Annotated in this window: 20 protein-coding genes; all 20 read right to left on the minus strand. The window is 44.3% G+C overall.

Features of this window, described 5'->3' with window-relative positions; genetic code table 11:
- Positions 1–5: 5 nt before the first annotated feature.
- Positions 6–2,468, minus strand: coding sequence for a TraG family conjugative transposon ATPase (locus tag BM107_RS03810; protein WP_090980451.1), 2,463 nt, complete (start codon positions 2,466–2,468; stop codon positions 6–8).
- The gene (locus tag BM107_RS03815) at positions 2,452–2,757 is read right to left on the minus strand and encodes a plasmid transfer protein (protein ID WP_090980453.1); all 306 of its coding nucleotides are present in this window, start codon (positions 2,755–2,757) and stop codon (positions 2,452–2,454) included. Before BM107_RS03815 ends, BM107_RS03810 begins: the two co-directional genes overlap by 17 nt.
- Before the next feature lie 3 nt (positions 2,758–2,760).
- Positions 2,761–3,069, minus strand: coding sequence for a DUF4134 domain-containing protein (locus BM107_RS03820; protein WP_090980455.1), 309 nt, complete (start codon positions 3,067–3,069; stop codon positions 2,761–2,763).
- A 75-nt stretch (positions 3,070–3,144) separates the two neighbouring features.
- Complete coding sequence (locus BM107_RS03825; RefSeq protein ID WP_090980457.1) at positions 3,145–3,453, minus strand: DUF4134 family protein; 309 nt, start codon at positions 3,451–3,453, stop codon at positions 3,145–3,147.
- Positions 3,454–3,455: 2 nt separating this feature from the next.
- Positions 3,456–3,788, minus strand: coding sequence for a hypothetical protein (locus tag BM107_RS03830; protein WP_090980459.1), 333 nt, complete (start codon positions 3,786–3,788; stop codon positions 3,456–3,458).
- Positions 3,785–4,171 (minus strand): hypothetical protein, encoded by a 387-nt coding sequence (locus BM107_RS03835; RefSeq protein WP_090980461.1) that lies wholly within the window; start codon positions 4,169–4,171, stop codon positions 3,785–3,787. Before BM107_RS03835 ends, BM107_RS03830 begins: the two co-directional genes overlap by 4 nt.
- 22 nt (positions 4,172–4,193) lie before the next feature.
- Positions 4,194–4,826 (minus strand): ParA family protein, encoded by a 633-nt coding sequence (locus tag BM107_RS03840; RefSeq protein WP_090980463.1) that lies wholly within the window; start codon positions 4,824–4,826, stop codon positions 4,194–4,196.
- A 17-nt stretch (positions 4,827–4,843) separates the two neighbouring features.
- Positions 4,844–6,010, minus strand: coding sequence for a relaxase/mobilization nuclease domain-containing protein (locus BM107_RS03845; protein ID WP_090980465.1), 1,167 nt, complete (start codon positions 6,008–6,010; stop codon positions 4,844–4,846).
- Positions 6,011–6,255: 245 nt separating this feature from the next.
- The gene (locus tag BM107_RS03850) at positions 6,256–6,660 is read right to left on the minus strand and encodes a plasmid mobilization protein (RefSeq protein WP_090980467.1); all 405 of its coding nucleotides are present in this window, start codon (positions 6,658–6,660) and stop codon (positions 6,256–6,258) included.
- A gap of 200 nt (positions 6,661–6,860) precedes the next feature.
- A complete protein-coding gene (locus tag BM107_RS03855; RefSeq protein ID WP_090980713.1) occupies positions 6,861–7,136 on the minus strand; it encodes a hypothetical protein in 276 nt (91 codons plus the stop codon).
- A 228-nt stretch (positions 7,137–7,364) separates the two neighbouring features.
- Positions 7,365–7,685 (minus strand): hypothetical protein, encoded by a 321-nt coding sequence (locus tag BM107_RS03860; RefSeq protein ID WP_090980469.1) that lies wholly within the window; start codon positions 7,683–7,685, stop codon positions 7,365–7,367.
- Between the two features lie 721 nt (positions 7,686–8,406).
- Positions 8,407–10,278 (minus strand): glycoside hydrolase family 97 protein, encoded by a 1,872-nt coding sequence (locus BM107_RS03865; RefSeq protein ID WP_090980471.1) that lies wholly within the window; start codon positions 10,276–10,278, stop codon positions 8,407–8,409.
- A gap of 122 nt (positions 10,279–10,400) precedes the next feature.
- Complete coding sequence (locus BM107_RS03870) at positions 10,401–12,350, minus strand: glycoside hydrolase family 97 protein (protein ID WP_090980473.1); 1,950 nt, start codon at positions 12,348–12,350, stop codon at positions 10,401–10,403.
- A 500-nt stretch (positions 12,351–12,850) separates the two neighbouring features.
- Entirely contained in the window at positions 12,851–15,205 is a 2,355-nt protein-coding gene (locus tag BM107_RS03880) for a GH92 family glycosyl hydrolase (RefSeq protein WP_090980478.1), read from the minus strand.
- Between the two features lie 19 nt (positions 15,206–15,224).
- A complete protein-coding gene (locus tag BM107_RS03885; RefSeq protein WP_244278719.1) occupies positions 15,225–16,430 on the minus strand; it encodes a glycoside hydrolase family 76 protein in 1,206 nt (401 codons plus the stop codon).
- Between the two features lie 48 nt (positions 16,431–16,478).
- Positions 16,479–17,606 (minus strand): SusE domain-containing protein, encoded by a 1,128-nt coding sequence (locus BM107_RS03890; protein WP_090980480.1) that lies wholly within the window; start codon positions 17,604–17,606, stop codon positions 16,479–16,481.
- Between the two features lie 13 nt (positions 17,607–17,619).
- Entirely contained in the window at positions 17,620–19,242 is a 1,623-nt protein-coding gene (locus BM107_RS03895) for a RagB/SusD family nutrient uptake outer membrane protein (protein ID WP_090980482.1), read from the minus strand.
- Between the two features lie 23 nt (positions 19,243–19,265).
- Positions 19,266–22,418 carry a SusC/RagA family TonB-linked outer membrane protein gene (locus BM107_RS03900; RefSeq protein WP_208864324.1) on the minus strand — a complete coding sequence of 1,051 codons (3,153 nt, stop codon included), beginning with the start codon at positions 22,416–22,418 and terminating at the stop codon, positions 19,266–19,268.
- A gap of 67 nt (positions 22,419–22,485) precedes the next feature.
- A complete protein-coding gene (locus BM107_RS03905) occupies positions 22,486–23,904 on the minus strand; it encodes a sugar porter family MFS transporter (protein WP_090980484.1) in 1,419 nt (472 codons plus the stop codon).
- A gap of 6 nt (positions 23,905–23,910) precedes the next feature.
- On the minus strand, positions 23,911–25,686 hold the full coding sequence (locus tag BM107_RS03910) for a class I mannose-6-phosphate isomerase (RefSeq protein WP_090980717.1): 1,776 nt from the start codon (positions 25,684–25,686) through the stop codon (positions 23,911–23,913).
- Between the last annotated feature and the right edge of the window lie 11 nt (positions 25,687–25,697).

Genomic DNA, 25,697 nt, shown 5'->3' on the forward strand with positions numbered 1-25,697 from the left:
AAAGTTTAACTGATTGATTTTTGCGCACTGACATTTACCGAAGTCACGAACTCCCCGAGGGATAGCCCACTGGACTTTAGATCTGAAACAAATGCATCTAGTGCCTTTGGGTAAGATCCAATCCGGGAAACATAACTTTCTACAGCAAGTTTTTCCGGTTTTTCAGTGGTGTAGCATAAATACTGTTCAAGCGAGACCTCTGCCCCGTATACCTCTCCGACCGCACCGCGCCTGATATAGACTTCTTTAAATCTTCCCCTGCCAGACCGATTATCCAGTTGATTGATACTAAAAATCTTTTTCTGTTCAGTTTCACTGATCGAGAGCAAAGCCGCAATCTCTTTATAACTGTCTTTGAATTTGGTCTGGTCCAGTAATATGACCGTATCAGAAGAACTGACAATCGTATTTTTTACAATCTCGTTTCCGATGATATCTTCCAGGTCCTGGGTGACAGTGATAATCTCCCCCCAGAATTTGCGGGCAGTTTTATAAACAAAAACCAGAAAGCCTGCCATGAGCGGTGAAGAAATCGACTTCCATGCCTCCTCGATTGCCAATAATTTTCTGAATCCATTCCTGTGTCTCAGTTTCTGAATATAGACATCCATAATGATCAGCGTCACCAGTGGAAAGAGTATTTTATGCTCCTTCACATTATCAATCTCGAAAACGATAAACTGCTCATTTAACAGCGAAGTATCTCCAGGTTTGTTGAGTATTGTACCAAATTCCCCTCCTGAATAAAACTTCTTCAAAATAAACCTCGCCTCGTCAAAATCAAAAGGAATTGATTCCTCTTTCATGATGAGGGGGATCTTATAAAGTGCAAACTCATAGAAGGAATCAAAACAAAGCGCGCTGATTCCCGGTACGCCCTCTACGGGACCAAACCAGTTGGCATAATAGGCACCGATCACATTTGACCAGACATCTCTTTCCAGCTGCGTTGCCGACCCTTCCTGCCCTTTTAAGCAAAGAATGATAAGGGCAGCGAGGAAATCCTTTTTCTCGATATTATATTCCTCCTCGCTCATTGCAAAGGGATTCATTGTGATCGGTTCCTGATCATAATAAGTAACGTATTTTCCGCCAAAGTAACTGCAGAGCCCGGAATAGGAATGCCCGGTATCGATAATTACCACATCCGTATTGTAAAGCCGGTACTGTTCAAGTAGCGAATTCATAAAAAAAGATTTTCCTGTGCCGGAAGGTCCCAGCACGAACTTATTACGGTTATTGATCCTTCCGGTTGCCATTGGCGAATCTTCCGGATCGATTGCGACAGGCACACCTTTTCTATCGGTAAAACGGATCAAAAAATTGGAATTTTCATCTTTTTGGGTAGCCTCTTTAAAAAACAGACATAGGGCAGCTTGAGCGGTGGTTAAAAACAGGTCATACTTTTTAAGCTCAACAGCATTTCCGGGCAAACAGGTCCGAAAGAGCTCCATTTGGTTATAGGCGTTCTTTGAAGGCACAATACCCATCTGAAAAAGCGCACTTTCTATAAAATTGCAGCTTTTGGAGATATGTCCATTCTTAGCACAGACCGTAATGTTAAAATGAGCTTTGACGAGTAACTGGTTGTCCCTGGCCACGTCATCAAGCAGCATTGAAATATCTTCCACACAAATACTGTTTACCGGATCGGAGATCCCCGAATGACGTTTCTTTTTAAGTTCCAGTGTGGAGAGCACTTTGGTTTGGGAAGGGATTTCAATCACCTGGTTATAAAGCAGACAGTCAAAATCCGGAACCCGGAAAAGAAAAGAAAGCATATCGATCGGAAAATCCCTCACCTTACCTCCCTCCGCAAGATTGCCAAAAACAGGGATTTCGCGGGGAAGCTCGATCTGATCGATATCTATCAGCGGAATACAACGGATGGTCTTCTCCCCAAGGCCTATTTCAGTCTCCGCGGACTTATAATTCTCCAAAGCTACCGGGCCATTAGAAAAATTCATTGCCATCGTCCGAAGAACAAGCTTATTGATTTCCCTTTCCCGCAAGAATATAGGCATCATGCCCCCGGCAGCAAGGACACCCGTCACCTTGGATATCATCTGCTGAAAATCCCGCAGGGCCGTTTTATCAAACTTATAAAAACGCGATAATGAAGGCTGCCGGGTAATCACCAGATAAGTCTGCACTTTATTGAAGATACGGCAAGCAAAATGGTCATTGTAACACTGCTGCAGATATTCTTTTGCCGGGGCAGCATGGTAAACAGCCTTTGAAACCACATCGATCTTCTGGAGGATATGCCCCTCTCCGATGATTCCCATCAGGTTCATAAAAACTGAATGGAAATTTTCAAAGGCTTCCGCGTCAGCCCCATATTGACTAACAGGGTTTTCCATCTTGATCACCACTGAAAATTCCCCATTCATTCCATAGAGCAAATCTTCGCCGAACCCGGCATCAACGCCCAGGTAGGGAAGTTTAAATTCATTCTTGCCTGACATATCGATAGCATTTTTGAAGGTTACATTGGTGCAGGAAAATCCCCAATAATTTATTTTTATCATAAAGCCCTTTTTTTTGGCGGTGGGCCAGCCAGAAAAATCCGGAAACGATCATACCGATCATGAGTACCGCCCCGAGGTACATACTCACCAACGCCATTGACAATGCGCCAACTAACAGGGAAAGAAGTAAAATGCCTAAGCCCCAATAAATAAATCTTCCCTTAAAACCTTTATAGGTAAGTGGTCGTTGAAGGCCCTTGTAAACTTTATATCTTTTGGCCTCCATATTTTATAATCCAAAGAAAGCTTTTACGATCAGAGAAGAAAGCACCAGAAAAAGGCAGGAACCGCCCCAGCCCATCAGTTCTTTATTGATATCCTGATCACCACTATTCCATTTGGAATACACTCTGATCCCGCCAACGATGCCTACAATACCGCCGATCACCAGGGCAATATTCGTCGCGGGATCAACGTAGGTTTTTAAAGTCGAAGTCGCTGTATTGAGCCCGGCTACCCCACTTTGGGCCGCGGCATAGCCGAAGATAGTGGTGAGGCAAAGAAAGATCACAAACCGGATGTTCTTGATTTTTTTCATAACAATATTGATTAAAAGATAAATGGATATAAATAAAAAAAGCCCTTAAAGGCCATAACATTAAAGAAAACAGCATCAGATACCGAGTAGCTGGGAAAGAAAAGCTCCTGTCAAAAGCACAAAGATCGAGGAGAAAAACCAGGCTGAAATATCCATTCCCACGTCCTTACCCATCTGCCATTTATGATAGACCATCACCGCGCCACTCAGCGCAACCAGTGCCGCAATTACATAGGAGAGGTCGCGCATTGAAAAGAAGGAATCCCGGATAAACGAACGCGCCTGCTGCATTTCGGTAAGCCCGGGCTGGGCAGAAATGATCAAAGGAAAAAAAGCCAGTGTAATCAATCCCACTACCAACAGCAATAACTTAAACCATCCCATAATTAAAAGCTGACCGATCTGGTGTATTCAATAGATTCATTCCGGGCAAGCTCAAAGAGCTTCCCAATGGAAATCCCCCCAGAGGATACAATAGGTGAATCCGCCGCGTCCCCATCCCCTTCCCCGATAAAGTAAGCGATTTCTGAAAACCCGGGATCCAGATCTTCTATTGCTATTTTCCTGGGTAGATCAGAAGAAGAAAGGCCGACGGAAATCACGTCCGTATCGCCGGCCTTACCAGCCATACTGATCCTGGAATAATCAAAGAACAGGTTGGCTCCATAATAAAAGCAGTATGCTCCACTGATATAAATTATAAATTGTGTCCATGTCATAGTTCAAAATTTTCTAAAGATTGTTTGATATAAGTTTTTAGTTCAGGGTGCTGCAGAAACAGGTAGTGGATAGAAAAAGCGATAAAACGGTTCATATCAATACCTGAGGCCAGCTTAAAACTGTTTAACAGTTTTACCGTTCTGAAATCCAGCCTGGGATGGAGCATGTGCGTATTGGCTGAACAGTCAAACCCGCTCATCGCCTCCAGTATTTCGGCAGCACAGGAAAACTTGATTCTATTATTGACGGCCTTTTCCGTCCCTCGTTTTGACCGATGGGGAACGGACCTTTCGGTCACCTCATGGCTGGCCGGGTTTTCTTCAGCAGGCAGCGAGATTGACCTGCGCAGTTCATCCGCGATTGAAATTATTTTCTTTTCCATAGAATATTGTCTAGCTAAAAAATCAGGTGCCTGAAAGACCGATATGGCTTTCGTAAATCCTTTCAAAGACTGGCAGGATAATGGGATAAAGCACCAGAGGTGTCTGAAAGGTGCTGGTGCGCTGAAAGTCCACCCGATCAGAAATCGGCGCAGTCAGGTTTCCGAAACGGATCAACTGATGCTCCACCTCCGTCTGGGTTTCATACTTTACGTTTCCCTTTATCCGATTGGGCACAAAAAATACCGGAACATCCTTATTTATTTTTTTAAGCACGACAGAAAAAAGTATCGTCGAATCAAAACTCAGTTCATCATAAGAAAACGGACACAATACCAGATCTGCAGCAGCGAAAACCGGCATCAGGCCATCATCATCCAGTTTACCCGGCAGGTCGATGATGACGATGTGTTCTGAGCTTTGCCTTAGCACCGTGAACATCGATGGAAAGTGTTCCAGGCCAGCTGCAATCACCTCGTAGGGTTCAGCATTTTCCAGTATTTTTGCTTTTTCATATTTCTGCGCCAGCGACTGCTGGTAGTCCATATCAATAACAGTAACCCGCCTTTTTTTAACAAGCGTAAGAAAATTAGCAAGTAATAACGTGAGCGTACTTTTCCCAGCACCCCCCTTTTGGTTTCCAATAATGATCAGCATGATTATTTGATTTAAGTTTAACGTCTATTATTCCGGGCCATGCCCTTTCGCTGACGGTTTCGGCCCAAAATGGCCTCGTCGTCTATATCGTCTGCCAGGTCAGGCAGGTTTACCGTGGAATGATCAAAGCTGGAATATCCATTACGGTATTCCGAAACGGATGTAAGGCCGGAAATATTCATAGGCTTGTCTCCAGTAGGATCAGTGATTAACTGGACGGGAAGGGAGCTACCAACAAGCCCAACGGAAGGTTCACCAATGAGCATATCCATTTTCATCACCTGGGAACCTTTATAAACGTTTGTTTCCGCGTGGTCTACGATAGTATAACCATAAGGAGCATGTCCGGATGAATAATGAAAGATGAATTGGAGGCCAAATTTCGAATACAGAAAATCACACAGTGGAGAATCATAACGAAAAACAGGTTCAGGGTTTCCAGCTCCTGCACACTTCCGATCCACCAATGAAGCAGAATATCGAAGTTTATACTTTTCAATAATTTTTTTGACCTGTGTTATCCGTTTATATGTGCTTTTATCCGTTTTGGAAACGAAATGTTTTTCAATTTCTTTCAGGTCCATCAACCGTTGACTGTCACCCCCGCTGATCTGCAGCTTTCCATTGTCCAAAGTGGTCACAAATCCCTTTAGCTCGAACAGCAGCCTGAACTGCGCCAGTGTAGAAAACCGATACTGATAAAGACTGGTGACAACTGCCTCAATATTCTTAATGGGATCCGTTTTTAAAACCTGTGAAAGCATCAGGACCGCTCTCCGCTTCTCGAAGGCCGAGGAAATCTTTTTGCCAAACTTATCGATTCTGGTGGACACCGCATGGATATGGTTGTTTTTAGTATCACTATGAAAAATAAGGAGATAGGGGTTCATCCCGTAACCCATTTTCGAAAGCCATTCTTTCGCAATCCTGGTGAGCTCATCCTTAGGTATTGATCTTCCCTTAGCCGAAATCACCGCATGAAACTGCGGTTTGGCCACCCGTTTGTTTACGGAAGAAACCATCCTGAAATAATTGATGTAATCCGATGGCCTTAGCTGGGAAAGAAACTGCAACGCTCCAAAGTTGGAAATATTGACCAGTTCACCTTTTCCCTGCCCGATCTTGTTCGTATTGTAATCCACTCCGGAAAAACTGGCCGAGGAAGAAAGTATCTTTACAATCATATAGCGGGTTATCCAGTTATAATGCTCAGCAGTGATCGGATTATCCAGATCGGAAGTTTTTCAGATACCCGTATCAGTGGATAACCCGAAACACGGTTATGTAAATCCACAACCACTTATAATGCTTGATGGCCAGATAGTCAGTACATCAGCAACCTGGCTGACTACATAACCATGTAACACTGAAATTGTGAAACGAGATAACAGCATAACACAGGATATATATATCCAGCTACATCGTCACCTTACTTCCGGGTTAACCTGATCAATTTCCGCATCAGCAACTCCAAATGCTTCTGGACCTTCCGATAATTTTCCAGCAACAAATTATACCGCTCCACAACCACCACAGAAAGGATACCTTGTCTGGTCAGCGTATTCGCGTATCTGGCAAGCTGATTAATATTGTTACCGCTCCTCCCCATCTCCGTACCCAGAAGATCTAGCGCAGCGATCATTTGTTCTGCGTTGACGATGACTTCCACTGAATCCTTCAAAACCCTGTCACGGATCAGATCTGCCCTGCTCAGCCCCAACGTTTTTTCCAGATGCAAAACAAGCTCGAACTCCGCCTCCGTAAAGCGTACATCTATCTTTTTGGTTCTTTTCCCGCAGATCATTCGCGGTCTTCCCTGTAAATTTTTCTTCATACTTTTCAGGCCACTTAAAAAAGAAAACGAGCTGCGAGTTTTCTTAACCCTGAAGGTGGACGCCGGGCACGGCCCAAGACCATTCTTCAGGGCAAGATCCTTTTTGACCAGTGGAAACCCCAAAGGGATTTACGTCGGACAAAAAGACATCTTGCATGGATAAAAAGCAAACGCCCTCCATACCTCTACAACCAGTACACCTATAAATAACGGATTAGGTTTTTAGCCTTAAACACCGACTCGATCTCCAGCCATTCTATCCGCCACGAAGCGGAATGGCCCCCATCCTTTCGGGCGGTTATGAGCCCCTGTGCAATCCAATTTTCCACATTCCTTCGCCCGTATAACCTATAAGCCTCGGCCTTTTTCATATAAGGCCTTAACTTTCCGATCCTCGAAAGCGCGATTCTTCCGCCCATCTCCGCCGCTTCTTCAAGCAGCTTTTCCAGAATATAGACTGTGATCTGTATTTCCATAAATAAGTCCATAAAAAAAGGGGCCACATGGCCCCCTAATTACCTAAACTAAACATAACATCAAAGTTTTCGGTGGTCGGAACTACTCGCGTCAGTCCATACGGACCGGGCCCTCGCCTGCCCCTGCGCTTTCGTCATATTGATACGATCTCAACTTCGCAGGATTTTCCGCTCCTCACGGAATAATGCTTCATTCCAGTATGTCAAAGAACAGATGCCCCGGGCATCCTAACGCTCCGCCACAGGCAGATAACTGGTTCTGTTGCTTTTAAAGGCGACTGCTTCCAGTTCACTTCTTAAAATGGACTTCCTGGAAATCCCAATACCACCAGTATGGGTGACAATAAGCTTTTCAGTAATCCATCTATCTACATCGGCCCGTCCATAGATTGCATATGCTTCAGATAGGGAAAGCTGATTTTTCAATATCCTTCCGTCACGGAAACATTTATCTGCACCGGCCTTGACGGCCGATTGGAATAAGACGGACAATTCTTTTATAGCAATCATTTTAACCTCGAAACCAGTTATATAGGTTTCATGATCCAAACGTATCTATCAATCGAAAAAAAAAGAATTTTTGACCTGAAATGGACTGAATTGACCTCAAAATGAGCTGAAAATGAACTAGAGTTAGCCTATTACGCAACGATAGCGATCATTAAGTTTGCTTCGCAAAAGTTGTCAGAAACCAGAATCTCCAATTTAATAGATCAATATTGGAAGATTAATTAAGAATAAATAGATTACCTATCGGCCATTAAAAATGGCGTAAAATCCAGTAGGACTAACTTTCACGAGTTTTCGGCTTTCCCTTTTCTTTATCGGAATTGATAAGTGCAATACAACACTGGGAAATTTTTTATTTAAGTTTATTGGGTTAAATCCATACCCAGTGTTTTTGTCTGTAGACTGAAACTTCCGTGGGAATGTACTTTCGATTTCAATTATGGGTACAACCGCAGTTATACGTTTTCCGGAAGGTGCACAGGTATAAAAACCTTATCTAAGCTAAAGAATTAGCAAAATGCAGGATTAACAAAGTGAAAGAATACTATCACAATTTAGCTTTGCCCAGGGAAATACGAAATCAGAGGGAACAAATCGTCAACATCCTTTATCAGGAATTGGAATTTCGGATATTGATTTCGGCCAAGACATTAAATGGACATTTGAAACAGAAATGGATAGCTATTTACAATTGAAAGGGATTCTTGAACTAAACCTGACTATAAGTACCTTTAAGAACCTATAAGATTAAAAGAAGCTTTTATTGCTTGATTAGGATGCAGGCTCCTCCACCAGGCGCGAGCTCCACCTGTAAAATATCTGTTGAATCCACATCCTTATGCAGTACATTGATGTGCTCATTAGCTTTCTTATAGCTCGCAGTAGGACCGTCCTGGATCACCAAGGCCTTATACCTGCCTTTCTTCAGAAAAGTAAGGGGAATATCCAGTTTCCGTGAATTTTCATTTGTCACTGCTCCGATAAGCCATGTTTCATCACTGGCCTGTCGGGCCATCACGATGAACTCGCCTATTTCGCCTTTAATGGTTTTACTTTCCAGCCAAGGCATTTTTTGTGATGCGATAAATTGAAGGATTTCAGGATGTTTCCGATAATTCTCCGGGATATCCGGAATAACGGTTACCCCTGAAAAGGTAATTAGGGTACACGCTGCCTCACCACATAATGTTGTATTGGTAGCATAGGCCGGACCGTGAAGCCTGCCGGCTTGAGTCAGGTCTGCAAGTCCATTATTCATATCAAGTGGACCGGCGAGCATGTTTACAAATACCGAAGTAACAAATGTTTTGGGTTCAAGCACTGTGCTGCCATCTAATTGTGCCTGACAATACTCCCTTGTGACGGCATTCGGATAGGTTCGCATCTGTCCATAGGGGTGTACCGGACCATCATGGAAATCACATAGAAGGTGGTATTTTGCGCACAGTTCAGTAATCATGCGTGTACGTTCGTTCTTTTCTGAAGGGCTTCCCGACATGAATCCATATTTGATTCCGGCCGCCCCCCAATCGCTATATTGCTTTAAAGTTGATTCTATAGGGAACCTCCGGCCCCCAACATCATTGAGGTATAGCCAGATCCCAACATGCTTAGTTTCGGCATATTTTATAATTTGGTGCACCTGTACTACCTTTCCTCCTTTAATTGGATCGGAGTTTGGGCCGAATTCCGGACCATACCAGTCAGCATCAAGCGCCAGATACCGAATGTTATTCTCGGCTGCAAAATCCACCATTCTTTTCCATGAAGGAAGTGACATTTCATATTTAAAATCATCGACCTGCGCACCCGCAATCCGCCAGTCCCAAACGGCAACCCCAGGCTTGACCCATGAGAAATCCATATTTTTTGATGGAGGTGGGTTTAATAATTCCAAAAGGTGTGAATCAACCATTTGTCCAGGTGTAGTTCCATACATAATGACTTTCCAGGCGTCATTGGGCCTGGATGCTATCGTAAATATGGTTTGCTTTTTTTCAGAATTTAATATCAGTGGTTCACCATACGACAAGCTGGCCTCATGAATAGCCAGATAATTATTATCGTCAACCTTGATTGTCATAACAGGCAAGCGTTTATCATTGCAGTCAGATAGTTTTTCCGGGCCAATGTTGGCACTTTCGCCATTGTAGTACCAAGCAGTGTAATCCCCGTTAAAGTTGAACTCGGTCAATTCTTCGGGTGCTTGCTCCCTGTTAAAGTTGTACCTGAAAGCTATTCCGTCGTCATATGCTCGTACAACGATTTTATAGGAGTTGAAATCCAGTGTTAACTCATTATATATCTCCGGTACTATCTTTCTTTTTCCCCAGACCGGTTTCCAAACAGCATTGACAGACCGCCGCAACACTTTGACCGGAAGCCCTGTTCCTAGACTGGTCAGTCCGAGTTTCGATTGCTTTATCAGTATCCTTGAATTAGCCGAAAACGAATAAACAAGACCATCAACCGAACTGTAGGCCAAGTTAAAATTCAATTTGCCATTTGGCGATGCTATCTCCAGCGGGAATAGCACAAATCCCGGATTATTCTTACCTGACGCAGGGGCGGCTTCACTACGAAGCGATATCGAAGTAAATAAAAAGAAAAGAATTACCAGTTTGTTTTTCATAAAAGTTCAAATCATGCCGTATGTATTGATCCAGGCAAATTAGCGACAGGAGATTCTTTGGTCAGCGATGGCAGGCCTTGGAGTATAACGGCAAGCACTATCTCAAACGTACTCAAACGTATCTATAACTCAGTGATGATTGCCGCATACCCGCCGTTCCTGCTCAGTTTAACGGGAATGGCAGCGCCTGATTGTACGGTTTGTGCGCTCTTTTTAAAATCCATTGCCTGGCGACTGGCATTTATTCCGTCTGAAAAAGAAATAAGCTGATAAGATTTGCCTTTGGGTAAAAAGCTCAGATCCAGGCTAAGCTGTCTTCCTGTTCCATTTGTGATCCCACCGATAAACCATTTATTTCCTTTTCTTTTTGCTACCACGGCCACCTCACCTACTACAGCATACAAGGCTCTGGTCTCATCCCATGTAACTGGTACCTGGGTAATGAAATCCGTACAGTCCTGGTTTTTATAGTATAACGTTGGATTGTCACACAGCATTTGCACGCCACTCTCAAAAAGGACAAAAAGTGCAAGTTGGTATGCCCGTGTACCTACACTTGCAGCATTCGGACGCTTTCCTCCATAGACATCGGGTTGCATATTGATCATTGCCCCTGGTGTAAAATCCATAGGACCAACGACATTTCTCATAAAGGGCAGGAAGATCGTGTTATCAGGCTGACAACCTTCCATCTGCTCCAGTCCCCTTACCCCTTCATACGAAATAACGTTAGGGTACTTGTGTTCCAAACCTTTAGGAGTGAAAGATCCATGAAAATCTACCATTATCTTATATTTTGCAGCTTCCTTTGCAACACGTTCGTAGTAGTTTACCATCCACTGATCATTTCTATCCATAAAATCGATTTTCACCCCTTTTATTCCCCATTCCGCAAATTTCCTGAACAGGTCCATGTTTTTTTCCACGGTAAGCCACGTTAGCCACAAAATGATATCCACTTTTTTCTCCTTGCCATACCGAATGAGTTCATGAAGGTCCACTTTTTTATTCGGGGTATACGGATCATGTACGCTTTCTGCCCAACCCTCATCCATTATGATATATGGAACCTTATTTTTCGATGCAAAGTCGATAAAATACTTGTAAGTTTCCAGATTGAATCCAGCGACGAAGTTAACGTCAGGGCCATATGGGGATGCAGCATTCCACCACTCCCAGCTTACTTGTCCAGGCTTTATCCAGTCTGTATCTTTCAATGCGGACTTTGGCGCGAGTTTGACAGGGAGGGTACTTTCCAATAGTTCCCTATCGTCTTTAGAAATAATCAGGTATCTCCATGGATATGACCTTTTACCTTTTGTCTGGGCGATGTAATCGGCTTCTTTAGTGATGCGGACAAACCTGTCTCCTTCTTGCCTTTCCTCTTCCGCTACCTTCGAAAAGGTTGAACTTACCCCGTCATCACATGCTTTTAAAAACATGCACGGATAATCTGATAGATCAGTTTCGGCAAAGAGCAATTTGTAGCCCTTTCTGGTATCTATGAGTGCAGGTAACGTAGCCATCTGATCAGTAACCCTCCATCCCTTAGCATCAAGATGTATGTAACCGGTTTCATAATTGGAAGTGAAATCTTTCGCGGGCTGCAAATGCAGGAGATAGTCTTCCTGTAATTTCAGTGTTGCATCCTCACCTATTATTTTCACATTGCCGTTTTTGTCGCCAGGCACGCTTGTAATGATCCGATAGGCTATCCCCTCATTATAGGCACGAAACTCAACAGAAAAACCATTTTTAAAGTTTAATACTATTTGATTGCAGAGTGCTGCAATTTTTGAAAATTTCATAGGCGTCACTGGTACCAGCTCCCCGGATATCCGGGACCGTTTAATACTTCCGACCTTTAAATTTTTATCAGTTGATAAACCATTGATATCGATGCCCAGATGGCACTGTTCGAGAAGTGGCACGCCCTGAGCGTAGACGCTATAATAGATCCGGTCAGACAAGTCAATTTTAACCTTGATCAATCCGTCAGGAGAACTTAACTCAGTTCCTTTCGCAATGATCACCGACAGGAGTAAAAATGATAGGAAAAAGATTTTTTTCATAAAGATCTTGAATTACGATAGCTTTTCAATAAAGCACTAAATTGAACATTATTGAATGATTTTAATGTATTATATTTATTGCAATGACAGCAATGGTATTGACCATTCAGGTTCAATAAACGGTCCGTCAATATGATGTCGGTCTATATCAACATGCACTCCGTAAATGATTGAGGTGTTGACTATTTCTCCTCTGCAAATCCTGGCATATAGTCAACACATTGGATACAGCGAACATGCCGGAATAACGATAAAGGGACAACTTTATTCCTTCCACACCGGCACTGGAAAATCCCCTGGATCAGCCTGTTTACGTGACGGGAGATCTTTGCAAGGTTCCGGAAAAACATCCAGGCAATGGGTGCATCCATTTTTTTTCGTAAACATATCACTGGCCCGAAATTGGTCTCCGTTTTGTAGCCGTATTTTCAGCACAAGCCTTATTGTCAAGCAGAAACAGACTATTGCCGGTTTCTTCATCAATACCAAAGTATCTTGAATTACTGAACTGATGGTGGTGGCACTTTCACACCCCATTTCTTATTGGGTAGACGGCCCATTTTCAGGATAAGTGTCCCGCCCTGCATGAGTTGATCCCGATACAACCACGCTTGATGAAGTGCCTTTCCATTCCAGGAAGCTGATTGAATGTAAACATTGTCCTTTGAATTGTTATCGGCTTTTATAGTCAGCGATTTTCCATTACCGAGTATGATGACTGATTCGCTGAACACGGGACTTCCGATCTGGATGGTAGGCCTGAAATCTGTCAGCCCCTTTACGTCGAAAAGTCCGAGGGATGACATCACATACCAGGAACCCAACTGGCCCTGGTCTTCGTCCTGACCATATCCGTACCCATGAACACTTTCAGTACCGTAGAATTCATCACATATGGCCCTGGTCCACTTTTGGGTCAGCCACGGGGCTGAGGAATAGTTAAATAACCAGCTGATGTGCAGGTTGGGCTGATTGCCATGATTGTAAAGAGACTGTATGCCTGCAAATGCGTCTATGGTTTTGCCTCCACCAAAAGCATTCTTTCTGGAGGTTTCGAAAATTTCATTCAACCTGTTGTTAAAGGTTTGTTCTCCGATCTCATTGATCAGGGATTTAGGGTTTTGCGGCACATAAAAAGTATATTGAGTGGCATTGCCTTCCTGAAAGCCCCGCCACGCTTCTAAAGGGTCAAACTTGTTGATAAACGTGCCATCTTCCATTTTAGGACGCACAAGCTTTAATGTTTTATCGAATATATTTTTCCAACCATCTGACAGTTGGATCATTTTCTGATAATCTGCTGTTTTACCCAGCCTCTTGGCAAATTGTGCTGCAGCAAAGGCGCTGTAACTGTATTCAAGCGTATGCGAACCGGAAAAATGAGACCCGGTCGAATCTGTTTTGTCGGCATCTAAATAGGGTACGTAACCTTTCGTTATAAAACTTTTGGTATCCATTTTGCCCGAACCTACCAGCCTATTTTGATAACCCAGTTCATTTCCCTTTACGGCTTCATAAGCTAACTTCGAATCATAATCACGAATGCCAGCCTGATAAGCCCCCGCGATGGCCAGGCCCACGAAATTGGTGCCCACGCCGGAAACAAAATTGCTGTTGGCTATTCCATCACCAAACCAGCCACGTTCTTTATAAATTTCCAGCTGGGTGTGCACAAAATCACTGTAATGGGTAGGATAAGAAAGTGCCCATAGTTGTGTAAGGTTCCAGAAACCTCCCCATATGGCATCAGTATTCATAAAATTGTAGCTAAATTTTCCCATTGCATCTTTGGGCAGCTGACCGATGGTACCATCGTGTCTTGGAAAATTTCCATTCACATCGCTGGCGATTCCCCGCCCCAGAAGCGTATGATAAAGGCCGGTATAAAATTTTGTTTTAGCCGCAACATTTTTGGTTGATACCTTAAGTTTATTCAGTGCAATACTCCATTCGCGCTGAGCAGCGGCTTTTGCCGTAGCAAAGGTTAGGTGTTCGGCTTCAGTTTTCAGGTTAAGCTTTGCATTTGCAACGGAGGTATAAGAGAGGCCAACCTTGATTTCGATACGCTCATTTTCTGAAGTTTTATAGCCTAAATATAAACCTGCACCGATTCCTTTCGATGATCTTTGATTCGCTCTTGCGGCCTCTTTAGCCAAAGCACCCACTGTAAGTGGCTTTTTATTGAGTTCCCCAAAAAAGTACATGGCAACGCGCCCGCCCTCATCATAGGTTTTAATATATTTAGGATAGGTTATCACATAGCCTTGAAAATGGGTATCATCAATCATTTCTACCGAGGCGTCGGTTACCGGTCCGCTTTCGCCCTGAACATTTCCTATCGACAGGATGATTCTTGAACTGTCTGATTTCGGAAAGGTATATCGATGAAACCCAACCCGCTTTGTAGCCGTGAGTTCTGCTTGAATTTTAAAATCGTCCAAAATTACTGAATAGTACCCTGGTGCTGCAATTTCATTTTCCCTCGAAAAACCTGAACGGTAACCACTTCCGGGCTTTTCAAGTGCACCGGGAACGGTTTTGAGTGTACCCGCTGTTGGCATAAAGCTGATCCCGCCAACCTGCCATTCATGGAAATGCACAAAGCCCTCTATTGACGTGTGCCGGGTATCATATCCAACCGCCTCCCAACCCTGCAGGTTTCCATAACTGCCATTGGTAGACGGTGCAAGTTTTGCCATTCCATAAGGAACTGCTGCGGGGGTGTAAAAAAACCACCTGCTGTGCGCAGTGCCGATATTTGGATTCACAAATTTCAGCACATCCTGTGCATGGGAAATAGCATGAAAAAAAATTAAAACCAGGAGAACGGATAGTGATTTAAGGCCTGTTTTCATAAAAATTGAGGATCTGTTATTAAAATTTTGATAGCATTGCCTGTAGTCTTTGCATCCAGGCCTGATCTACAGTTTCCATTTCTGTAGAACGGTTCTGGCCATCAAAGCCTGCAAAGAAATAATAGCCCAAGGTAGTTGAATTTCGATTGGCAATATTTAGCCGGTTGATATTTTCTTTGGCATATACCAGCCAGGCTTCATTTTTGTCGGCTTCATAAAGTCTGATCATGGCCTGAGAGCCCCAGGCACACCACGCCGGGTTGATCCTGGTCTCTGCGGTATTGAAAACATAACCTTTGTACAGTGCGTTCCAGAGCGTATTATTCATGGCTTTTCCCAAATTTTGTGCTTTGGTTAGATAAGAAGGGTCGTTGAAAACCTTACTATAAATCAGAAAAGCTTCTATCATTATGGCATTATCGTAGGTAAATTTTTCGTTGTGTTTTGAGCCTTCACCGGCGCCATCTATCTTCCAGATGTAAAGGCCGGTATTTGGATCGAACATTTTTGCACTCAACCAGGCATCAACCTGTCTTGCCCAGTCTCTGTAGATGGATGCTCCGGTCAAACCATACAGTTTAGCGAACAATTGGAGGGTTAATCCATTGGTTTGCGTTGGTTTTTCAGGTTTCTGCGTATTCCAGTAAAAGCCTCCACCGTAAGCGTTATCCCAAAGGCCACTGTTAATCAGCCAGTCAGCACAGGCTTTAGCCTTCGCCAGGTAAGCCTGTTTATCGGCACCTGTTGTTACCTCATAAGCCTCCAGATATACCATACCGCTCAATGCATTATCATCCACATATTTATCTCCCCCCGCGCCGCTACCATCAAGGTTAACCGATGCGAAATACCCACCCCGGAGGTCTTTCTTATCCCACATATTGTCCATGAATTTGAATGTATTGTTCATATACACCAAATAACCCGTTTCTCCTGCAGCAACCATGGCGGCATCAGCATAAATCTGGCTTACGTTATACCACTCAAAACAATTCGAAGATTTAGATGTGGTGTTGGCCCGGTATCCGTAGCTAGCGGTAAGCAGGTTATTCACGGTGAAAGTATGGGTATCTTTTGCCTGCTGGAGGTAATTGACCGGTGCACCCGGAACTACGGGCGGGAGTACAGGGGGTGGAACAACAGGTGCCGCTGCCGGCTGCTTTTTGCATGAGACGGCGAAGAAAAGGGCAAGCGTGAATGCGGTATATCTAAATAATGCTTTCATAAAACAGGTTTAAAAACCACCGGCAACACACCGGTGGCAGCGCTTAATTTATTGAGTAATGATGCTATGCGTATACGGACCGGTTGCACTAAGGCTAACGGTCACCTTCACGCTTTTGTTATCGGCAGCAGGATCGAACTTATAGGTATTGTTCCACTGATCACTGGACACCGGATTGAGATAAAAATAAGATGCGGCCTGACCCACCGGGCTTACATTGTTTACATTGCTGCTGCCCATGTATTTTATACCTGCAGCAGTATGAAGCGCAAATTTATAACGCTCGTCCCTACCCCATGAAAACTGATAGAAAACAACCGGTATTGCACCAGATTGCCAGGTGCCGTTAGCAGCATAGTTTAATTGTCCGATTTCGCTTGAGTAGGCAGACATATAAAGTCCCAGGCTTTGAATTTCGGTTACTTCTAACACACTTGCTACATTGAAATCGTACTTCATATAATACACTTTTGAATTGCCGGAAACGGCGATTGTTGAAGCGCCTTCTTTAATCAAAGTGCCTTCAGCATAAAATTTTCTTCCGCCGGCAGTTGGCTTGTCTGTAAGGTGGTAAGTTCCGGCTTTTAGTGACGTATACAGTTCATAAACGCCGTCTTCAAGCTTTTTAAACCTGAGCGCTTTGCTCACATCATCACCACCTTCTGTTGCCGAACCCGTTAGGTATAGGTCAGTTGGCACATCGGCAAATCCTGCCGGACGTTCGAGCAGCAATGTCCTGCTTTCCTGACCGGTTTTTTTGTTACTGGCTTTTGACGCGATTACCGTCCAGCTGACCTTGCCTGTAGAAGAGGAGTTGATACCACATAACGCCGCAATTTTGGTCAGGTCTTTATGCGATATGCTAACCTGGGCTTGTATCCCTCCGCCATCAGAAATGACTTTGAAAACCGGGTTGGAGAAGTTGCCGCCTTCTTTATCAAAGGCCACTTCATAAAGTACAAGTCCTCCATCTTCGGGAGTTGCTGCCGTCCACTTGAACTGCTGGGATGCAGCTGCATTAGACGGAGTGAGTTTTATGCTCGCCATATTGGCCGGCAGGCTTAATGTGCCGGTTGTGCTAATGTTTTCGTTGAGTGATTGCTCATTCTTTTTGCAAGAGCTTGCAGCGGTGCATATCACCAGCACCATAGTGAATAATGTTTTGAGATTTTTCATATTCTTATGAGGCTTAGTAACCAGGATTTTGTGTTAAGTTTTTGTTCAGGCTTAACTCGCTTGACGGAATTGCCCATAAATAATCCCTTTGCGGATTAAACTTGCGTTGTTGTGTTCTGATGTAGCCGCCATCTACGTTCTGGTCAGTTGCAAATTTTGCTCCATGGGCAAAGCCATTCATGGTCAATTCTGCTACCCGCCATCGTCTGATGTCATCTGTTCTCAAACCTTCCATTGCGAGCTCAGCCCTGCGTTCACGGCGGATAACCGCAGTTAAATCTCCTGACGGAAAACTTAAAGCTGCCGGATCGGTGAAACCAGCCCTGGCACGGAGCGCACCAATGGTTTTCGCCCATATAGTGGCATCCATCTGCCCTAGGGCGTTTTTGGCTTCTGCGTAAGTGAGCAACACCTCCGCATAACGGAAAAGGTGTAAATTATTTCCTGATACAAAACTTGATAAAGCAATCGGATCGAAGTATTTTCTCCAGTAATAACCTGTTGCGGATGCGCTTTGCGAACCCGGCGAATATTCATCCAGGCCTGGCTGAACAGGATCTGAACCGGGTTTGATGTAAATTGTTTTGGTCGTATTATTAGGATTTACCCAGGTATACCGATCATAAACCACCGTTGCGGTAAGCCTGGGATCGCGGTTAATATAAGGGTTGCTTTCCACATAACCCGAACCTGCTTCATTAATTCCTTTTCCGTTGAGCATGATATAGTCATTGACCAACTCCTGTGTCGGAGCCATGGCACTCACCCTTCCGCCAACTGTTCTTGGGGCAAAATCCCAGAAATTCTGCCAGGTTCTCACCGTTGGAACATATTGAAGAGATAATATGCTTTCGCTATTGGTTTTATTGGTTGCAGGGTCACTAAATAAGGCACTGTAATTTGACGTTAATGAATAGGTGCCGTAGACTGCCTGATTGTTGATCAACTTTTCGCAAACCGCCACTACTTCATTCATTTTGTTTCCCTGGTAAAGCAATGTTCTCATCTGCAGGGCAAGTGCTGCACCTTTTGTAATCCTGCCGTTTTCACTGGCCGGTAGCTGATCTTTACTTGGAAGATTGGGAATGGCCGCTTCAAGCTGAGCGATAATGTAGTCGCTTACCGCTGCTTTTGAGGTACGTGGAATTACCTGGGCCTCTTCTGGTGTAAGGTCATGATCCGGAAGGGGCACATCTCCATACCATTTACTTAGATTGAACAATGCGAAAGCCCTCATAAACTGATTTTCAGCTTTCATCCTGGCAATAGTTGCCGCCGGAAGTGTTTTGTTTTGGTCTACATTTTCTAGAAATATATTGACTGACTTTATGGTTTTGTAATAACTTGCCCAGTCTCCGGCAAACTTGGCGGTGAGCGAAGTAGCATTTCCGCTTGCAATCAGGTTAAGGTCTCCTGAAGGTGAATATGCGTTATCAGAGAGTGCTTCCGGCTCAAAATATAATGAACTGTTGTAAAGCAAGCTGTAATTATTATTGAGTGCACTGTTTACATTCACATCCACGGTCCAGAATGTTAAATCTGAAAACCGGTCGGTTGGCGCAATATCGAGCTTTTTACATCCTGCAACAGCAAGTAGGCTGAAAGCGATGATGAGGTTTTTTTTAAAAAATTTCATATGAATAATTCTAACCGTGAATATTAAAAGGTGATGTCCAGACCTGCTCCGTAAAAAATCGGTAATGGATACTGGCGGGCGCTATTCGAACTCGAGCCCGTGCTCAGGTTATTCCCGAATTCTGAAGTTTCCGGGTCGATAAATTTAAGTTTTGAAAGCGTGAACAAATTCTGCCCGATCAGGGAAACCCTCAGGCGCTGAATACCTGCTTTTTGTGTCAGTGCCTGTGGCAAGGTATAACCGATATTTACATTCTTTAAACGTGCGTAAGCCGCATCATATTTGTAAAGATCGGAACCAGTTCTCCAGTTGTTGGTATTTGATGGCGATCCGATGTTGGCAAAAATCGGGTAACGCGCGTCAGGATTTCCGGGACTCCAGTAATCGGTCATGTGTTCATATACTGTAGCACCATAACCGTAATGAAAAGGCTCGACAAGCTCTCCGCGAAGGAATGTTTCGCGTTTACCCACCCCTTGGATGAACAGCTGAAGATCGAAGCCTTTTACAGCCAGGCGGTAGGTGAACCCGAAAGTATATCTTGGAAAAGGGTTGCCCAATACCGTTTTATCTTTTGCATCAATCACACCATCATTATTCAGATCTTTAAATTTAACGTCTCCCGGCACAACTGCGTTTCCGGCAATTTTAGGAGAGTTGCTGACGTCTGCCTGATTTTGAAAAAATCCGTTGGTTTGATAGCCGTAATACTGCGTAATGGGTTCGCCCACACGCCTGAGCAATTGGAATACATCCTGATTGATGATCTGTTCGGTAGCCCCGCCTGATAACTGAAGCAACTTGTTCTGGTTATCTGCTACGTTAAGGCTAAAACTTTGGGTTACGTTTTCTCCACGTAAATTGTAGGTAACTGAAGCTTCCCAGCCTTTACTTCTCACTTTCGCTACGTTAAAATCGGGTGTAGCCGCGCCAAATATTGCCGGAACATCCTGCCTCGGCTGAAGGATATCTCTGGTTACTTTATTGAAGTAATCAAAAGTAGCCGTTAATGCATTGTCAAAAAAACCTGCTTCTAAACCGATATTTAAGGTAGAAGCCTTTTCCCAGGTTAAATCCCGGTTAGATAATAATGTACCTGCACCCCCTACCGGGATATTATTGAATCCATAAGCACTTGCATAGTTAAAATAGGTGGTTTGATACTGGAAGTTGCCCACATTCTGATTTCCTAAAACCCCATAAGAGGCACGAAGTTTCAGATTGCTTACCGTACGCTTTAGGGATTCCATAAAAGATTCCTGAGAGATGATCCAGCCTGCACTCACCGATGGAAAGAAACTGCCGCGGTTGCCCCTGGCAAATTTTGAAGAAGCATCGTACCGTGCTGTGGCCTCCAGCAGATAACGGTCTTCGAAAGCATAATTGAGTCTGCCAAATAAAGACTGTAAGCTGTTGGAATTGATAGCTAAGCTATTATTGGAATTAATGGGATCCACTATGGTTCCTGTTGTTGGTGTTCCCAGTAACTGGTCTGTTAGGGTTTTTTGAAGCTGAAAGCCGCGTTGTGAATAATTTTCGCTTGAAGCACCCAACTGAACTTTAAAATCGTGCGCTGCAATTTTCTGTCCATATTCCAGATAAACCTTGGTGTTGAAAAGTTGCGATTTGCTGTTGGCATCCAAAACCGAGCGATCATCTCCGTAAACGCCTGAAGGAAGAAAGTTTACCTGTTTACGGCGGAAGAATGTGCCATTGTTTTGCAAGGTTCCACCGAATTCACCGGTAAGTTTCAGGTTTTTGGTAATGTTAAACTGGCCATTGAATGATCCGAAAATCTCATCATTATCTGCCTGGTTAAATCCGCCGTTTTCCAGAACGCCGTATTCATTATACTGCGAAGCAAAAGGATTGGTGAGGTAGTTGCCATTTTCGTCCTGCCAGTTGAAATTGTGTGGAACCCTGTTTGCATCGGCGAAGATATTGTTGTCACCCACGCTGTTGGTCTTGTTTCTGGTTTTGGTATAAAGCAAGATGAAATTCGTGCGTAATTTTCCGATAACATTGGTCTGATTTAACCTCAAATTGTATTTCTGATAGCCGAATTTTGATCCCTCACCCCCATTGCCAATAAAATTACTTTGCTGATCCTGGAGACCTGCTGAAACATAGAAGGCGCTTTTTTCTCCACCCCCGGAAATGTTTATGTTATGTGACTGTTGTGGTGCGGTGCGTAAAAGATGTTCGATATCCCAGGTGCCATCTCCCTGATCTTTGAGTTGCTGAATCTGGTCCGGTGTATATGCCGGGCTTAAACCTGAATTAACCAGAGATTCGTTTTTATAATAGGCATTTTGCCAGGCCGGAACTTTATGTACCAGCACATTGGCATCCTGGATGCCGTAACTTCCATTATAGGAAACTGTCGTTTTCTGATTGAGCCTACCAGCTTTTGTAGTGATTAAAATTACTCCGTTGGCAGCCCTCGAACCATAAATGGCAGCAGAACCGGCATCTTTTAGTACAGATACGCTCGCAATATCGTTTGGATTGATGGTGTTCAGATTCCCTCCAACAATACCATCCACAACCACCAGGGGCGTATTGTCTCCTAAAGTTCCTACCCCCCTGATATTCACGGTAACATCACTTCCCGGGTTTAAGTTGGTTTGCTGAATGATGAGATTGGGTGCTTCGCCCTGAAGTGCCTGGTAAGTATTCAGTACAGGCTTATTCTCGATGTTCTTCGCATCAATGGTGCTCACCGAACCAGTTATAGATACCCGTTTTTGTGTACCATAACCCACAACCACCACCTCATTCAAATCATTGCCGGCAGCAGGTGCCAGCTTTACGTTAATTACCTTCCGCGAGGCAATGGCAATCTCCTGGCCCGTATAACCGATATAGGAAAAAGAGAGACTTCCTGACGCCAGGTTATCAGGAACTGAAATGCTGTAGTTCCCGTTAGCATCAGTAACAGTGCCTACCGATGTGCCTTTAATCTGCACGTTTACTCCCGGAAGGCCGCTGCCTTTCTCGTCCACTACTTTTCCACCTATGGTGATATTTTTAGATCCTTGCCCCAACGGTGTTAAAGCTGAGGGGCTTGCAGCGAGGTAACCTGGCATAAAAAGCACCAGCACTACCAGCAGCAAGGCCAGCTGCCTGCAGAAGCACCGCTTAAGTTTTTTTGATTGGTAAATTTTGAGTCTCATAACATTTTGATTGGTTAGCATGCCCACAGGCATTTTTGATATATGGTTAGGTTCTTTTGGTGTTTATTTATTTGGGGATACTTTGGCTTCGTTGCCAGTGTTCCTCAATTTCTTCAAGAGAGCGTCCTTTGGTTTCCGGGATCAACTTCCAGGTGAGGAGCAGTGCCGGAGAACAACAGATGGCAAAAATCCAGAAGGTCCAGGAAGTTCCGATGCCCTGAAGCATCACCGGGGTAAGCTGACCAACAAAGAAATTACCGATCCAGAGGGTTAGTGTAGCTAAAGACATGGCCTTACCCCTAATGCCATTAGGAAAAATCTCTCCGATAACTACCCAGCATACCGGCCCGAAAGAAAAAGCAAAACAGGCGATGAAAGCGAGGATAAAAATGAGGATCCACGGACCTGAGGTGACGCCGAACTGAAATAGCAGGCCAATAATGATAAGCGAAATCACCGCCCCTCCTACACCGACATACAGGAGGGGTTTACGCCCCCATTTATCGACCGTAAAAATGGCCACAAATGTAAAAATCACATTTATGATGCCAATGGTTACCTGCCCGCCCAGGGCGTTATTCAGTGTAAAGCCTGCTTGTTCCAGTATTCTCGGACCGTAGTAAATAACTGCATTGATGCCGCATACCTGAGAGAGAAAGGGAAGCAAAAGACCGATCCAAAGCGCTTTACGGTAGACCGGGCTAAAAAGTGTTTTCAGTGAGCCTTCATCTCCCGAAATTCTTTGACCGGAGAAAGCTTCCAGTTCTTTCCTTGCCGTTTCTTCTCCGTCAATTTTGGTCAATATCCGCGCTGCCAAATCTTTACGTCCCATGGTCAGTAACCATCTCGGCGATTCGGGGACGGCAAACAGCGCCAAAAGAAAAATAAGTGCCGGAAAAGCGCCCAGGCCAAGCATGGCCCGCCATACTTCTGCAGAGAATATTCTTTGTAACGCTGCATTTGAATGCACCTCGCCGGTGTGATTTGCCAGGTAAGCATTGGTAAAATAGGCCACAACAATACCAATGGTCAAGGCAAGCTGGTAGAGCGAAACCATGGTTCCCCGCAGCCTCGAAGGCGCAAACTCCGAGATATAAAGCGGTGATACCATCGAGGCAACACCGATTCCGATGCCCCCAATAAGCCTGAAGATAATCAGGGCAGAGAAGGATCCCGCGTACATGCAGCCCAGGGCTGAGGCTAGGAAAAGAAAGGCAGAGAGAATAAGGACGATTTTCCGTCCGAATTTATCGCTGAGCTTACCTGAAATGATTACCCCGAGAATGCAGCCCAGAAGGGCACAACTCACAAACCATCCTTCGCTAACCGCATCCAGGCCAAAATCTTTGGTAACCAGGCTGATGGTACCGGATATCACGGCTGTATCAAAGCCAAACAAAAAGCCTCCCAGGGCAGCAACCAGGCTCACGAGGTACAAGTAAGAACGACTTTTTTTGATAGCGATTGGTTTTTCCTGTATAGTCATGCTGATTTATTTTAAAAAAGCTTTAATTACTTTTGCCTGCCCTTTTGAGTTATTCACCATCCTGTAGCTTCCGGCTGCTGCCGGGATCACAAAAGTTTCAGCATACTGAAAATGCATGGTCGAGCCGTCGGCAGTGCTTACCGTAACCGAATCACCTTCAACAAGCATCAGAACATGGCAGACATTGTCGGTTTCCACATCAACGTGTAAATCAAAGTCCAGCCGATGTACGTCATAAAAATGCTCGGCGTGGGTAGGCAGGTGATAACAGGTGCACCCTTCCTTTTCAAAAAGGACAGCCGGTCTGGAAATGAGTTCTTGTTTTACCTTGCTTCCTTTTCGAGAAAAATCGAGATTTTTAAAAGCATGTTCGATATTAATTGGCCGTGGCTTGCCATTGAGGTCCAGCCTCAACCAATCATACATCTTAAAAGTAAAAATATAGGGCGTTGCACTAATTTCGAGCACCAGGTTTTGTGCACCTGCACTGTGTACGGTGCCATTCGGAATCAGAAACAGATCGTGCTTTTCTGCTTTGTGACGCTGTACGTATTGCTCAATTTCTATTGATACGCCATTTCGGTTGCTATCCTCCAGTACTGTTCTAAAAGCAGCCGGATCGATGTCTTCCTGAAAGCCCAGGTACACGCTTGCCTCATCATTGCAATCCAGAATATAGTAGGTTTCATCCTGAGTGATATTTTCTCCAAACTTTTCTTTGATGTATTCAAGACTTGGGTGGCACTGGATAGAAAGGTTACCACCTTCAAAGGTGTCCAGAAAATCAAACCTTATCGGAAATTCATTTCCAAACCGTTCAGCATGCCTGCCCAGTATGTTTTCCGATCGCGTGAACATCAGCAGATCGAAAGAGACCTCTAAAAGCAGTCCGTCACTTTCAAACACCAGGCCGTTTTCCGGAACAATAAGCTCAAAAGACCATGCATAATTAACCTCATTTTGATCAAGTTGGGGCATACGCTTTTTCATCCACTGTCCCCCCCAGGCGCCCGGTGCAAACCACGGCCTTGCACGAAATACGGAAGCAGACATTTTCCTGAGCCCTTCCCTGACCGCCTCACCATAGCCCCAGTTAATGTCTTCCTCCCACTGCGCATCAACAAAAACAGCTACATCTTTTGCTAACCGCTCTTTGTGGGCATTAAGTACAACCCAGTCTACAAAATAAAAACGTTTGTACATTTCAGTCGGTGCCTGCGGAGCGGACTTGCCCAAATTGCAGATGGCGCCCGCACTCATGCGGTGCTGCAGCTCATTTTTTGGCAGATCCACATAAATCAGGGATGCATCCCATTGGCTTAGCGAAGCTCCGCAGCCGATCACTATGTTTACATCACAATCTTCATTCACTTCTGAAGCCTTTAAAGCTTCAAGATCAAAAAAATCACCCAGGGTCAGTGTGGTCCTTTTTCCCCACACCCCGTCCTTCTCGCCTAAAAAGTCCAGTATCATTTCATCAATCAGGTCCTCATCTTTTAAAAAAGAAGCTGTATCTATAATGTGCACCCGTAACTTTCTGGATTCAAGCGCTTTCTCAAGCGAGCGGATGAATAAATTCCAATATACCCCCACATAGCCATCCATAACGACGGTTTTTTGCCGCATGATGTAATCGGCAAGGGCAGCATAACCATTAAAAACCTGTTTTTCTCCCAGCGCAAAGTACGGGTAGATATTATAGCCCTGCGGTTTGCTGATTTCTTTGATAAATGCCGGCATAATTTCCTGCTCGGTCTTTCGCATCGGTTCTTCTATTGACATATTGGGATAAG

The organism is Pedobacter suwonensis, assembly GCF_900111825.1.
Classification (GTDB): Bacteria; Bacteroidota; Bacteroidia; order Sphingobacteriales; family Sphingobacteriaceae; genus Pedobacter; species Pedobacter suwonensis.